The sequence below is a fragment of the Pseudomonas sp. FP603 genome (assembly GCF_030687415.1).
Lineage (GTDB): Bacteria > Pseudomonadota > Gammaproteobacteria > Pseudomonadales > Pseudomonadaceae > Aquipseudomonas > Aquipseudomonas wuhanensis.
Genome location: NZ_CP117431.1, coordinates 6484209 through 6498079 on the forward strand (window position 1 = coordinate 6484209; position 13871 = coordinate 6498079).

Here is a 13871-nt window from a genome sequence, read left to right on the forward strand (position 1 = left end):
CTCCTAAACGCTCGTTTCGACGCCGTGACGCACGACGCGTTTTTCCAGATCGCCGCCCAGCCAGTAAGACAGGTCGGCCGGTCGATCGATTTGCCAAGCGACGAAGTCTGCGACCTTGCCGGCTTCCAGCGAACCGTGAGTCTGGCCCATGCCCAATGCGGTGGCGGCATGAATAGTCGCGCCAGCCAGGGCTTCTTCCGGGGTCATGCGGAAACAGGTGCAGGCCATGTTCAACATCAAGCGCAGCGATAAGGCTGGCGACGTACCCGGATTGAGGTCGCTGGCGATGGCGATTTTTACCCCGTGTTTGCGCAGGGCTTCCATCGGCGGCAATTGGGTTTCCCGCAGGAAGTAAAACGCGCCGGGCAGCAATACCGCGACGGTGCCGGACTTGGCCATGGCGATGGCGTCGTCTTCGGTCATGAATTCCAGATGATCGGCGGACAGTGCGTGGTAGCGCGCCGCCAGGCTCGAACCGTGCAGCGACGACAATTGCTCGGCGTGTAACTTCACCGGCAAGCCGAGGTTCTGCGCGGCAACGAACACCCGCTCGACCTGCTCTGGCGAAAACGCCAGGTACTCGCAGAACGCGTCCACCGCATCCACCAGCCCTTCGGCCGCCAGGGCCGGGAGCATTTCACTGCAGATGTGATCGATGTAAGCGTCGGCGCGGTCCGCGTATTCCGGCGGCAGAGCGTGGGCGGCCAGGCAAGTGCTGCGCACGCTGACCGGTAGCTCGGTGCCGAGACGGCGGATCACCCGCAGGATTTTTCGTTCGCTGGCCAAGTCCAGGCCGTAGCCGGACTTCATCTCGACCGTGGTCACGCCATCGCGCATCAGGCTTTTCAGACGCTTGGCGGCGCTGGCGAACAGCTCGTCTTCGCTGGCAGCGCGGGTGGCGCGCACGGTGCTGGCAATGCCGCCGCCGGCAGCGGCAATTTCCGCGTAACTGACGCCTTGCAGGCGCTGCTCGAATTCGCCGCTGCGGTTGCCGCCGAACACCGTGTGGGTGTGGCAGTCGATCAGGCCCGGGGTGACCCAGGCCCCGCTCAAGTCATTGACGGCCGGGTATTCGCCGGCCGGCAGTTCGGCGCTTGGGCCGATCCACTCAATGTGCGCACCGGACGTCACGATGGCCGCATCCTCGATGATCGAGTAGACGCCTTGCGCCATGGTTGCGACGTGGCAGTGTTGCCAGAGCGTTTTCATCCTTGGCCTCCGTTAGGTTATCGATGAGAAAAAGTAGGTTCCTGTTCCACCGGCACCGCCTTGCCTGCCGCCGGTTTGACCCACGTCAGGTAGGCCAGCACCAGCAACACAATCCAGACCACGCCGACGATCAACGCCGCCTGGGTATCCGGGAAATAGCCCAGCACGCCGAAGATGAACAGCATGAAGGCAATCGCCGCCATCGGCGCATAGGGCCAGAACGGCACCGGGAATTTCAATTGCGCGACCTGCTCGGCACTCATGGAACGACGCATGGCCACTTGGGTGAACAGAATCATCAGCCAGACCCACACCGTGGCAAAGGTTGCGACGGAGGCGATCAGCAGGAAGACGTTTTCCGGGATCAGGTAGTTCAACAACACGCCCAGCAGCAGCGCACAGCTCATCACCACCACCGTCAACCACGGCACGCCATTGCGCGACAAGCGGGCGAAGCCTTTGGGTGCGTGCCCTTGCTGAGCCAGGCCATACATCATGCGACCCGCGCCGAAGATGTCACTGTTGATGGCCGACACCGCCGCCGAGATCACCACAATATTGAGGATGGTCGCCGCCGAGCTGATCCCCAGGTTGTCGAAAATCTGCACGAACGGGCTGCCTTGGCTGCCGATCTGCTGCCACGGAAAGATCGACATCAGCACCAGCATCGTCAGCACGTAGAACAGCAAAATACGCAGCGGTACGGCATTGATCGCCCGGGGTAGCACGCGCTGCGGGTCTTTGGCTTCACCGGCGGTAACGCCGATGATTTCAATGCCACCAAAGGCAAACATCACCACCGCAAACGAAGCGATCAGGCCACCCACGCCGTTGGGCATGAAGCCGCCATGGCTCCAGAGATTACTGATATCGGTCGCCTGGGCACCGGGCGCACTGCTGATACCAAACAACATGATGCCGAAACCGCCCAGGATCATCGCGACAATGGCCGCGACCTTGAGCAGCGACAACCAGAACTCCATTTCACCGAAGACTTTGACGTTACACAGGTTCAAGCCACCGACCACCGAAACGATGCCCAGCACCCAGATCCAGCGGGAGACTTCCGGAAACCAGAACCCCATATAAATACCGAATGCGGTCACGTCAGCCATGCCGACGATGACCATTTCAAATGCGTAGGTCCAACCGAGGATGAAACCCGCCATCGGCCCCAGATAGGTGCTGGCGTATTGGCCGAATGAGCCGGCCACCGGGTTGTGCACCGCCATCTCGCCGAGGGCGCGCATGACCATGAACACTGCAGCGCCACCAATCAGGTAAGCGAGCAGGACTGCGGGGCCGGCCATTTGAATGGCCGAGGCAGAACCGTAAAACAGCCCGGTGCCGATCGCCGACCCCAGTGCCATGAAGCGAATATGTCGGGCAGAGAGCCCGCGTTTCAACCCTTTTGCTGGCTGTTGCATTTCTCGTCCTTAATTATTCTTATTCGACGCTAAATGATCGTTCCCACGCTCCGCGTGGGAATGCCTCTGGGGACGCTCCGCGTCCAGTGACGCGGAGCGTCACGGAGCTGCATTCCCACGCAGAGCATGGGAACGATCATCAGAGAGCTATTACAGGCTAGGCAGCAACTTCGCCGTCACCAGGTCATTCAGGCAACGCGTAGCCAACAACTCACTGGCCGCATTGATGTCCGGCGCAAAGAAGCGATCCTTCTCATAGAACGGCACTTCAGCGCGCAGGATGGCGCGGGCCTTTTCCAGTTTTGGCGAGGTTTTCAGACCGTCGCGCAAATCCAGCCCCTGGGCTGCAGCCAACCATTCCACCGCGAGAATCCCGCGAGTATTCTCGGCCATTTCCCACAGACGCTTGCCCGCCGCCGGGGCCATGGACACATGGTCTTCCTGGTTAGCCGATGTCGGCAGGCTGTCCACCGAGTGCGGATGGGACAAGGCCTTGTTTTCACTGGCCAGAGCCGCAGCGGTTACTTGAGCGATCATGAAACCGGAGTTCACGCCGCCATTGGCCACCAGGAACGGCGGCAGTTGCGACATGTGCTTGTCCATCATCAGCGAGATGCGGCGTTCACTCAGGGAGCCGATTTCGGCGATGGCCAAGGCCATGTTGTCGGCGGCCATGGCCACCGGTTCGGCGTGGAAGTTACCGCCAGAGATCACGTCGCCTTCAGCGGCGAACACCAACGGGTTGTCCGATACGGCGTTGGCTTCGACGGCAAGCACCTCGGCGGCCTGACGGAACTGGGTCAGGCAGGCGCCCATGACTTGCGGCTGGCAGCGCAGGGAGTACGGATCCTGGACCTTTTCGCAGTTCTGGTGCGAGTCGGATACTTCACTGCGCTCGCCCAGCAGATCGCGGTAAGCAGCAGCGGCGTCGATCTGGCCTTTCTGGCCACGCGCGGCGTGGATCCGCGCGTCGAATGGCGAGCGCGAGCCCAGTACCGCTTCGACCGTCAGACCGCCAAGGGCCAGGGCGCCGGCGAACAGGTCTTCACCTTCGAACAAGCCACGCAGGGCGTAGGCGGTGGAAACCTGGGTGCCGTTGAGCAGCGCCAGGCCTTCTTTCGCCGCCAGGGTGAGCGGTGTCAGACCGGCGACTTTCAGCGCTTCGGTGGCGGGCAGCCATTCACCTTTGTAACGCGCCTTGCCTTCACCCAGCAGCACCAGCGACATGTGCGCCAACGGTGCCAAATCGCCGGAGGCGCCGACCGAACCTTTCAACGGAATGTGCGGGTAAACCTCAGCGTTGATCAGCGCGATCAACGCATCGATCACCTGACGACGAATACCGGAGAAACCACGGCTCAGGCTGTTGACCTTGAGCACCATGACCAACCGCACCAGCGCGTCGCTGATCGGCTCGCCGACACCGGCGGCGTGGGACAGAACGAGCGAGCGCTGCAGGTTTTCCAGGTCTTCGCTGGCGATTCGGGTCGAGGCCAGCAGGCCGAAACCGGTGTTGATGCCATACGCGGTGCGATTCTCGGCGAGGATCTGTTCCACGCAGGCAACGCTGGCTTCGATTTGCGCCGAAGCGCTTTCGTCGAGGGTGATTTTGACCGGTTGCTGGTAAACATCACGCAGTTGGGCAAGGCTCAGTTGGCCGGGAATCAAGTTAAGCGCAGTCACATTCATTCTCCTTTTGAGAGTTTCTTATTAACTCACCAGACGCTCCGGAGATGTCCGTTGTCCGTCGCGTCTCACTTTTGGGGAGCCGCGCCTTGGCACGCTGGTGTTGTGGATTTCAGTTCAGGTTCGGTAAAGCCTTGTGCAGCAAAATCGGGTCTTTCAAAACAGCGGTGGCGCTGGCGATGTCCGGCGCCAGCCAGCGATCCTGGTCATAGGCCGGAACCCGCTCGCAGCAGGCGCCATGCGGCGTCGGTGCCGGCGCCAAAGCGTTGTTCTTTTAAAAATTCGAAAGCCTGGGCCGCCAGCAGGTATTCGATGGCGAGGATCTGCGTGCAGTTTTCCAACGCACGATGCAGCTTCAGCGCGGCGTTGGTGCCCATGCTCAGGTGGTCTTCCTGCAAGCCCGAAGTGACGTAGTTATCGAGCACCGCCGGTTGCGCCAACTGGCGGTTTTCCGCACACAGCGAAGCGGCAACGTATTGCACGATCATCATCCCGGAGTTCACGCCCGGATTGGCCACCAGAAAGGCCGGCAAACCGCTGACGTGCGGGTTGACCAAACGGTCCAGCCGACGCTCGGCGATGGAGCCGATTTCGGCCATGGCGATCGCCAGCAAATCCGCCGCCAATGCCACTGACTGACCGTGCGGGTTGGCCTGAGACACCACCCGGAAGTTGTCCGGCGTGCCCAGCAACATTGGGTTGTCGGTGACTGAATTGAGTTCGGTTTCGATCTGCTTTTTGGCGTGCTCAAGTTGATCGCGAGCAGCGCCGTGTACTTGCGGAATCGAGCGGATGCTCAACGCATCTTGAGTGCGAATGCCTTTGCTGCTGGCAATCACTTCACTGCCATCGAGCAGCGCCCGCAGGTTGATGCCGACTTGCTGCATGCCCGGATGAGGCTTGAGCGCGATGATCTCGGCATCGAACGCCGCAATCTGGCCACGCTGGGCTTCGAAGCTCATGGCACCGATCACATCGGCCCACTGAACCAGACGCGTCGCATCGGCAATTGCCAGGCAGCTGAGACCGGTCATGCACGGCGTACCATTGACCAGGCACAAACCATCTTTGGCGCCGAGTTGAACCGGTTGCAGACCTTCTTCGGCCAAGGCTTGCTGCGCCGAGACAATCTGCCCGCGATAGCTGACATTGCCGACACCCAGCAGCGCGATGCTGATGTGGGCCATGTGGGTCAGGTAACCCACCGAACCCTGGGATGGCACTTGCGGAGTGATGCCACGGTTGAGCAACGCCAGCAGCGCCTCGACCACCTGGCGGTGAATGCCGGATTTGCCGTGGCTGTAATTGCGGATCGCTGCACACATGATCGCGCGGGTCTGCTCATCGCTCAGCGGAGCGCCAACGCCACAGGCGTGACTGAGCAAGGTGTTGCGCGACAGTTGGCTGAGTTGTTCGTCCTTGAGCGAGACGTTGCACAACGCGCCCAGGCCGGTGTTGACGCCATAGGCACGCTCGCCGCTGGCGACGATGCGCTGGACGATCGCCTGGGCATTCTCGATCCGCGCCCAGGCCTGGGCCGACAGCTCAAGCTGCGCGCCATGGCGGGCTACGGCCACCACATCCTGCCAACGCAACGGGGCGTCGGCGATAACGATTTTTTCAGCCTGGGACATCATTAACCTCATGCGGACAACCTGAATATTGATGCAGCTTTACCTGGCCTCATCGCGGGCAAGCCCGCTCCCACAGTGTTCTGTTGTGAAAACAAAATTTGTGCAACACAACCAATCCCTGTGGGAGCGGGCTTGCCCGCGATGGCGCCGGCACAGACGCCGCAAATCTCTCAAACCACCGCAGCCCGCCGCTGTACGAACCGATCCACATACTCATCCGCCGGCGAATGCAGGATCTCCCGTGGCGTGCCGACCTGAATCAGTCGGCCATCCTTGAGGATCGCGATGCGGTTGCCGATGCGCACGGCCTCGTCGAGGTCGTGGGTGATGAAGACGATGGTCTTGTGCAGGGTCTTTTGCAGTTCCAGCAACTGGTCCTGCATTTCGGCGCGGATCAGCGGGTCGAGGGCGCTGAAAGCTTCGTCCATCAGGATGATGTCGGTGTCCGCCGCCAAGGCGCGAGCCAGGCCCACACGCTGACGCATGCCGCCGGAAAGCTGATGCGGGTATTTGTTTTCGTAGCCCTTCAGGCCCACGGTGTTGATCCAGTGCAGCGCGCGTTCGGCGCACATCTGCTTGCTCTCGCCACGCACTTTCAGGCCGTAGGCGACGTTATCCAGCACGGTCTTGTGCGGCAGCAGGCCGAAGCTCTGGAACACCATGCTGATCTTGTGCCGGCGAAATTCGCGCAGGGCTTCCATGTCGTATTGCAGGATGTCCACGCCGTCCACCAGGATCGCGCCGCTGGTGGGGTCGATCAGGCGATTGAAGTGGCGCACCAGGGTCGATTTTCCGGAACCCGACAGGCCCATGATCACGAAGATCTCGCCGGTGCCGATGCTCAGCGACAGGTCATTCACGCCGACCACGCAACCGGTTTCGGCCAGCACCTGGTCTTTGGTCTTGCCCTGGCCAATCATGGCCAGCGCATCCTTGGAACGGTTGCCGAAAATCTTGAAGACGTTTTTGACTTCGATCTTGCTGATGGCTTCGTTGCTCATTTGCTCACCTCATGCCGTGGCCGACCATACGCCTGAGTAATGCGGTCGATGACCACTGCCAGAATCACGATCGCCAGACCGGCCTCAAGACCACGTCCGACGTTGAGGGTCTGAATCCCCACCAACACATCTTCACCCAAGCCACGGGCACCGATCATCGAGGCGATCACCACCATCGACAGGGCCATCATGGTGGTCTGGTTGATCCCGGCCATGATGCTCGGCAGGGCCAGCGGCAGTTGCACGCCGAACAGTTGCTGCCAGCGGTTGGCACCAAAGGCGTTGATGGCTTCCATCACTTCACCGTCGACCTGGCGAATGCCCAGATCGGTCAGGCGGATCAGCGGCGGCGCAGCGTAAATAACGGTAGCGAAAATCGCCGGGACCTTGCCCAGGCCGAACAGCATCAGCACCGGGATCAGGTACACGAAACTTGGCATGGTCTGCATGATGTCCAGCAGCGGCATCAGTACCGAACGCAGGCGATTGCTGCGCGCCGAGAGGATGCCCAGCGGAATGCCGATCAACACCGAGATGACCGTCGCTACCATCATCAGCGCCAGGGTCTGCATCAGCTTGTCCCAGAGGCCGACCGCACCCACCAGGAACAGCAAACCGACGATGACCGACGTGGTCACGACTTTACGGGTCGCGTGCCAGGCCACGCCTGCCACGATTGCCAGCATCAACCACCAGGGCGCCGCACGCAGCAGCCCTTCGAGATTGACGATGGCCCACAGCAGGGTGTCGGAGATGCTGCGGAACACATCGCCGTAGTTGGTGACCAGCGAATCGACCCAACTGTTGACCCAGTCGGCGATGGAAAAGGTAAAGCTTTCGGGAAACATAAGAGACTCTCAATCAAGGGGTTGCGATCAAGCATCCGACTGCCGTTGCCGACAGCCGGAGACACTCGACCTACAAGGCCGCGTCGATCTTTTTGGCTGCGTCTTCGCTCACCCACGCGTGCCAGACTTCAGGATGTTCCTTCAAGAAGATCTTGGCCAGTTTTGGCGATTCGATCCGCTCTTTGGCCATACGCCCCAGGTTCTGATTCAGCAGGTCGATCGGCAGGTTGACCTTTTCCAGCACGGCCACCAGTTCCGGGGCTTGCTCGTGGAAAGTCTTGGACAGGCCGACCTTGATGGTCACTTCCTTGTTCACGCCTGGTTTCTCTTCGAGTTTGACCAGGTCGACCTGGCCCATCAGCGGGGTTGGCGACCAGTAGTAGAACAGGATCGGCTCGCCACGTTTGTAGCTCGACAGCACCGCGGCATCCAGTGCCGGGCCGGTGCCTGGGCGGAAGTTGGTGTAGGTGCTTTCCAGACCATAGCTTTTGAGCATTTCGCTGTTGTCCAGCTCACAGGTCCAGCCGGCCGGGCAGTTATAGAAACGCCCCTTGGATGGCTCTTCCTGATCCTTGAACACGGCAGCGTATTTACCCAGATCGGCGATTGCCTTCAGGTCCGGGGCTTTAGGCTCCAGCTTACGCTTGGCGTCGCCTTCTATCACGTAACGCGGTACGTACCAACCTTCGACAGCACCCACGACAGGCGCGCCGACACCGACAACTTTGCCGGCCTTCTCGGCCTTGTTCCAGACTTCGCTACGACCAACCCACTCTTCGGCGAAGATTTGAATATCGTTGCTGCTCAGGGCGTTTTCCATGGTGATGGAGTTGCCCGGCAGGCTGTCGGTCTTGCAGTCGTAGCCTTTCTCCAACACGACTTGCAGCACGTCGGTCAGCAGCATGGCGCTTTCCCAGTTCAGGCCGGCGAACTTCACCGGTTTGCCTGATTCGCACCAGCCAGCCGCCTGAGTGGCGCCGGCGCTGGCCAGCAGGCCCATGGAAAGCAATGTGGTCAGCAGGGTCTTGTTCGATTTCATTGTTTGACGCTCCTAATCATGAGTTGGCTTACGGCAGTCAAGAGGCATCCAGCCCTGTCCACATCCAATCAGGCCTGCGCCGCAGCGCGACCGGCCCCGCTTGTTATAGGTGCTGCATCGTTGTCCTGCTCGACCGGCAGGATCAGGTGATCGGGTACTGCGCTGTGCCATTTTTTCGCGCACACGTAATACAGGCCTGCAGGAAGCACCAGACCGATGATCCAGGAAATATCCACACCACCCAGAGCGTCCACCAGCGGACCGGTGTAGAACTTGGTAGAGATGAACGGCAGTTGCACCAGCACACCGAAGACATAGACGCTGATACCGAGAGGGTTCCAACGGCCGTAGCGACCGTTCGGATCGGCCAGCGCCGGCACGTCATAGCGCTCGCGAGTGATGCAGTAGTAGTCCACCAGGTTGATCGCGCTCCATGGCGTGAAGAAAGCCAGCAAAAACAGAATGAAGGACTTGAACGCACCGAGGAACGAGTGCTGACCGAGCAATGCGATCAGGGTCGCAGTGCCAACGATGACCAACACGAAGACCAGACGCTGCAAGCGCGTTACCCGCAGGTCACCACGGAAACCGCTGATGACGGTCGCAATGCACATGAAACTGCCGTAGGAGTTCAGCGTGGAGATGGTGACCTTGCCGAACGCGATGCTGAAGTACAGCAGCGCAGCGGTGGCACCGCTGCCGCTCAAACCAACGATGTACGCCACTTCATGACCGGCGAATTGCCCGTTGGCCATGGCGGCGGCAAACACGCCGAGGATCATCGCCACCTGTGCACCGATAACCGAACCGGCGCCGGCGGCGAAGAAGGTTTTCACCGAGGAAGTCTTGCTCGGCAGGTAACGTGAATAGTCAGCCACGTAGGGGCCGAAGGCGATCTGCCAGGACGCCGCGAGCGATACCGCGAGCAGGAAGCTGCTCCAGCTGAAGTGGCGTATTTGCAGGAGTGCGCCAACGTCAGTCTGGCTCATCAGGCGACTGAACAGGTAAACGAAGGCAATCACGCCAATGACGCTGGCGACACGGCCGATGAAATGGATCACCCGATAACCGAGCACCGTGACCAGCACGATGACACTGGCGAAGATGAGGATACCGACGCTGTCGCTGACGCCAAACAGCTGGCCCAGCGCCTGGCCGGAAAGCACGGTGCCCGTTGCGGTGAAACCCAGGTACATCAGGCACACCAGCACGATCGGGATGGCGGCGCCATACACACCGAACTGTACCCGGCTGGAGATCATCTGCGGCAGGCCAAGCTTGGGCCCTTGCGCCGCATGCAGCGCCATTACGCCACCGCCGAGCAGTTGACCGATCAACAGCCCAATCAACGACCAAAACACATCACCGCCCAGCACCACGGCCAGGGCCCCGGTGACAATCGCGGTGATTTGCAGGTTGGCACCCATCCACAGGGTGAACTGGCTCAACAGACGACCGTGTCTCTCCGCTTCCGGGATGTAGTCGATCGAACGTTTCTCGATCAACGGTTTGTTGCCTGCACGATCGTCATTAACAGCCATTGTTCAACCTCTGTGGATTGTTATGGGAAGCCATTGTGGAACTGCTTTTTTGTTAAGCAATCGGCGTTACTTGCCGGTAATCATCGGCAGGTTCAGGCCCTGCTCCTTGGCGCAATCGATTGCGATCTGGTAACCCGCATCGGCGTGACGCATGACACCGGTAGCCGGGTCGTTGTGCAGCACGCGAGCGATACGCTCGGCCGCTTCGTCAGTACCGTCGCAGACAATCACCATGCCCGAGTGCTGGGAGAAGCCCATGCCGACGCCGCCGCCGTGGTGCAGGGAAACCCAGGTCGCGCCGCTCGCGGTGTTGAGCAGAGCGTTGAGCAGTGGCCAGTCGGACACGGCGTCGGAACCGTCCTGCATCGATTCGGTTTCGCGGTTAGGGCTGGCAACAGAGCCGGAATCCAGGTGGTCGCGACCGATCACGATTGGCGCGGACAATTCACCGCTACGGACCATTTCGTTGAACGCCAGACCGAGCTTGGCGCGCAGGCCCAGGCCAACCCAGCAGATACGGGCCGGCAGACCCTGGAAGCTGATGCGCTCGCGGGCCATGTCCAGCCAGTTGTGCAGGTGGGCGTCGTCCGGGATCAGTTCTTTTACTTTGGCGTCGGTTTTGTAGATGTCTTCAGCGTTACCCGACAGCGCGGCCCAACGGAACGGGCCGATGCCACGGCAGAACAGCGGACGGATGTAAGCCGGTACGAAGCCTGGGAAGTCGAACGCGTTTTCCACGCCTTCTTCTTGCGCCATCTGACGGATGTTGTTGCCGTAGTCGAAGGTCGGAATACCCATCTTCTGGAATTCGAGCATCGCTTTAACGTGCACGGCCATCGATTGCTTGGCGGCTTTGACCACGGCAGCAGGCTCGGTCTTGGCGCGAGCGCGGTACTCTTCCCAGGTCCAGCCGGCCGGCAGGTAACCGTTGAGCGGGTCGTGGGCGCTGGTCTGGTCGGTGACCATGTCTGGGCGCACGCCGCGTTTGACCAGTTCTGGAAGGATTTCAGCGGCGTTGCCGAGCAGGGCGATGGAAATCGCTTTGCCTTCCTTGGTGTATTTGGCGATGCGGGCCAGAGCGTCGTCGAGGTCGGTGGCTTGCTCATCGACATAGCGGCTGTTCAGGCGGAAATCGATGCTGACCTGCTGGCATTCGATGTTCAGCGAGCAAGCGCCGGCCAGGGTCGCGGCCAAAGGCTGAGCGCCGCCCATGCCGCCGAGGCCTGCGGTCAGGACCCAACGACCTTTCAGGTCATCGTTATAGTGTTGGCGACCGGCTTCGACGAAGGTTTCGTAGGTGCCCTGGACGATGCCCTGGCTACCGATGTAGATCCAGCTGCCGGCGGTCATCTGGCCGTACATGGCCAGGCCTTTGGCGTCCAGTTCGTTGAAGTGTTCCCAGCTCGCCCAGTGCGGCACCAGGTTGGAGTTGGCGATCAGCACACGCGGGGCGTTGCTGTGGGTCTTGAACACGCCGACCGGCTTGCCGGATTGCACCAGCAGGGTCTCGTCGTCGTTCAGGCTGGTCAGGCTTTCGACGATCTTGTCGTAGCATTCCCAGTTACGTGCCGCACGACCGATACCGCCGTAAACCACCAGTTCTTTAGGGTTCTCGGCGACTTCCGGGTCGAGGTTGTTCATCAGCATGCGCAGCGGCGCTTCGGTCAGCCAGCTCTTGGCGGTCAGCTTGTTACCGCGGGCAGCGCGGATTTCGACATTGCGGTATTTAGTAGGTTTCTGGGTATTGTCAGTCACGAAAAAGACTCCTCAGCGATCAATTCAAACCAGCCCTGGCAATGGGCAAGCCAGCCTGTGCGCGTCAAAGCGCCACAAGCGAATCAGTGGACGCTGCGAGGAGTCTCGAATCGACTCATACGCATACGTCTTTACTTGTACATACAAGCATATGCAATCAAGCGGCCAACTTGCTGGATGAGTGCTCAAGAAAAGTTTTGAAAGGGCTGGAAAGCCTGTAGATCAAGGGCTTTAACGGAGATGAAATTTTTCGGGGGGATTTTGTGCGCGGATGATGGTTGTTACTTGAACGTGGTTTTGCGCCACGCTGGGGCGTTCGGTAACAAAGTGGTGCGCAATGGGAAACGGGTTTTGAGCCCAGAAAAGCATCGCGGGCAAGCCCGCTCCCACAAGTACGATGATGTCCCTGTGGGAGCGGGCTTGCCCGCGATAGAGGCGACTCGGTGCTGGATCAGCGCGCGATCAGCTCGATCACACAGCACTGCCCCTTGAGAGAGATATCCAGCAGGCCAACGTTACCGTCCAGTTGCAGACAATCATGGCGCCCTAGCTGAGAGGCGTTGTTACCCACCGTCACTTCAAGCTGTTCTGCCACGCTGAACACCAACACGGTGCCGGCCGAGCTGAAAAACCGCTGCCCGCCCTCCAGCCACTGCAACCGCGCACTGTAACGGTCCGGCGCATAAATCAGGTTGAAGTCGCGAATCGGCCCGCCGAGCAATGTGCAGGACACATGACTCTCGCCACTGAAAGCAAACGGGTCCAGCGGTAACAACGGCCGCGTGTCCTGGCCGTCGACGCGCAAGCTCATGCCCTCGCCTTGCAGCACGGTGATCACCCGCTCATAGCCGGCAAAGGTGGAAAACCCGCCCGACTCACCGATGTCGGCAATCGACAGCCGCCAACCGAAACCCTCAAGGCCAGCCCCTCCATCACGGGTGATTTCTTCGGTGCTGCCACCGCCGTTTTTCCACGGCATGCGCGGGTAATCTGTTGCGCGTAAAACTTTCAACTGGCTCATTCAGGGCTCTTTATTTATGGAACCGTCCTTCCAGACGATGACGGGAACCGGGGTGGATCAAACGGGCGGCGGTCACGGGCTGACGGCCGGACCAGGTGCGGCGACGAATCAGCAGGCAAGGCTCGCCCTTTTCAATCTGCAGCAACTTGCATTCGGACGGCTCGGCGAGAATCGCTTCGACCACATGCTCGCCTTCGGTCAACGGCGCGACCTGATTCAGATAGGCGTAAGGCGTTTGCAGGGTGAAGTCTTGCTTGAGGTAGTCCGGCGCCACCAGCGCGTTGACGAAACGGTCTTCGATTTGCACTGGAATATCGTTCTCGAAATGCACGATCAACGAGTGAAAAACCCTCTGGCCTTCGCGCATGTCCAGGGCCAGGGCCCGCTCGGAACCGGCGGCTTCTTCTTCAAGGGTGATCACCTTGCAGGTGTGACGATGGCCACGGGAGGCGATCTCGTCGGCGATGTTGTGCACTTCAAACAAAGCAGACTGACTTTTCGGCTCGGCGACGAACGTTCCGACACCCTGCATGCGCACCAGCAAGCCGTCGGCGGTCATCTCGCGCAGGGCGCGGTTGATGGTCATGCGGCTGAAACCCAGCTGGCTGACCAACTCGCTTTCCGACGGAACGCGGTAGTGCGGCGGCCAGTTTCCACTGTCGATTTGCTGGGTGATCATCTGTTTCACGCGGGCGTACAAGGGCGCCGGA

10 protein-coding genes and 1 pseudogene are annotated in these 13871 nt (G+C 60.3%); all 11 read right to left on the reverse strand.

The genetic code is table 11. The features are described from left to right. Nucleotides 1-3: 3 nt before the first annotated feature. Nucleotides 4-1209 (reverse strand): imidazolonepropionase, encoded by a 1206-nt coding sequence (gene hutI / locus PSH65_RS29875; RefSeq protein ID WP_305424089.1) that lies wholly within the window; start codon nucleotides 1207-1209, stop codon nucleotides 4-6. Nucleotides 1210-1226: 17 nt separating this feature from the next. Continuing rightward, nucleotides 1227-2636 carry an amino acid permease gene (locus tag PSH65_RS29880; RefSeq protein ID WP_305424091.1) on the reverse strand — a complete coding sequence of 470 codons (1410 nt, stop codon included), beginning with the start codon at nucleotides 2634-2636 and terminating at the stop codon, nucleotides 1227-1229. Nucleotides 2637-2786: 150 nt separating this feature from the next. Next, the gene (gene hutH / locus PSH65_RS29885; protein ID WP_305424092.1) at nucleotides 2787-4325 is read right to left on the reverse strand and encodes a histidine ammonia-lyase; all 1539 of its coding nucleotides are present in this window, start codon (nucleotides 4323-4325) and stop codon (nucleotides 2787-2789) included. A gap of 109 nt (nucleotides 4326-4434) precedes the next feature. Continuing rightward, nucleotides 4435-5956: pseudogene (hutH, locus tag PSH65_RS29890) on the reverse strand (histidine ammonia-lyase). Nucleotides 5957-6126: 170 nt separating this feature from the next. Further along, on the reverse strand, nucleotides 6127-6957 hold the full coding sequence (locus PSH65_RS29895; RefSeq protein ID WP_305424094.1) for a glycine betaine/L-proline ABC transporter ATP-binding protein: 831 nt from the start codon (nucleotides 6955-6957) through the stop codon (nucleotides 6127-6129). Continuing rightward, the gene (locus tag PSH65_RS29900; RefSeq protein WP_030129253.1) at nucleotides 6954-7805 is read right to left on the reverse strand and encodes a proline/glycine betaine ABC transporter permease; all 852 of its coding nucleotides are present in this window, start codon (nucleotides 7803-7805) and stop codon (nucleotides 6954-6956) included. The genes PSH65_RS29895 and PSH65_RS29900 overlap by 4 nt, the downstream gene beginning before the upstream one ends. A 70-nt stretch (nucleotides 7806-7875) precedes the next feature. Next, nucleotides 7876-8844 (reverse strand): ABC transporter substrate-binding protein, encoded by a 969-nt coding sequence (locus PSH65_RS29905; protein ID WP_123361141.1) that lies wholly within the window; start codon nucleotides 8842-8844, stop codon nucleotides 7876-7878. Nucleotides 8845-8912: 68 nt separating this feature from the next. Further along, a complete protein-coding gene (locus PSH65_RS29910) occupies nucleotides 8913-10385 on the reverse strand; it encodes a cytosine permease (RefSeq protein ID WP_305424096.1) in 1473 nt (490 codons plus the stop codon). A 66-nt stretch (nucleotides 10386-10451) separates the two neighbouring features. After that, entirely contained in the window at nucleotides 10452-12140 is a 1689-nt protein-coding gene (hutU, locus tag PSH65_RS29915) for a urocanate hydratase (protein WP_305424097.1), read from the reverse strand. Nucleotides 12141-12591: 451 nt separating this feature from the next. Beyond that, entirely contained in the window at nucleotides 12592-13161 is a 570-nt protein-coding gene (locus PSH65_RS29920) for a HutD family protein (RefSeq protein ID WP_305424098.1), read from the reverse strand. Nucleotides 13162-13171: 10 nt separating this feature from the next. Beyond that, nucleotides 13172-13840, reverse strand: coding sequence for a histidine utilization repressor (gene hutC / locus PSH65_RS29925; protein ID WP_201061667.1), 669 nt, complete (start codon nucleotides 13838-13840; stop codon nucleotides 13172-13174). Nucleotides 13841-13871 lie beyond the last annotated feature (31 nt).

Excerpts from the sequence above, each read along its gene's own strand:
- hutI (WP_305424089.1), bottom strand. The coding sequence starts at position 1,209 with ATGAAAACGCTCTGGCAACACTGCCACGTCGCAACCATGGCGCAAGGC.
- PSH65_RS29880 (WP_305424091.1), bottom strand. The coding sequence starts at position 2,636 with ATGCAACAGCCAGCAAAAGGGTTGAAACGCGGGCTCTCTGCCCGACAT.
- hutH (WP_305424092.1), bottom strand. The coding sequence starts at position 4,325 with ATGAATGTGACTGCGCTTAACTTGATTCCCGGCCAACTGAGCCTTGCC.
- PSH65_RS29895 (WP_305424094.1), bottom strand. The coding sequence starts at position 6,957 with ATGAGCAACGAAGCCATCAGCAAGATCGAAGTCAAAAACGTCTTCAAG.
- PSH65_RS29900 (WP_030129253.1), bottom strand. The coding sequence starts at position 7,805 with ATGTTTCCCGAAAGCTTTACCTTTTCCATCGCCGACTGGGTCAACAGT.
- PSH65_RS29905 (WP_123361141.1), bottom strand. The coding sequence starts at position 8,844 with ATGAAATCGAACAAGACCCTGCTGACCACATTGCTTTCCATGGGCCTG.
- PSH65_RS29910 (WP_305424096.1), bottom strand. The coding sequence starts at position 10,385 with ATGGCTGTTAATGACGATCGTGCAGGCAACAAACCGTTGATCGAGAAA.
- PSH65_RS29920 (WP_305424098.1), bottom strand. The coding sequence starts at position 13,161 with ATGAGCCAGTTGAAAGTTTTACGCGCAACAGATTACCCGCGCATGCCG.
- hutC (WP_201061667.1), bottom strand. The coding sequence starts at position 13,840 with ATGATCACCCAGCAAATCGACAGTGGAAACTGGCCGCCGCACTACCGC.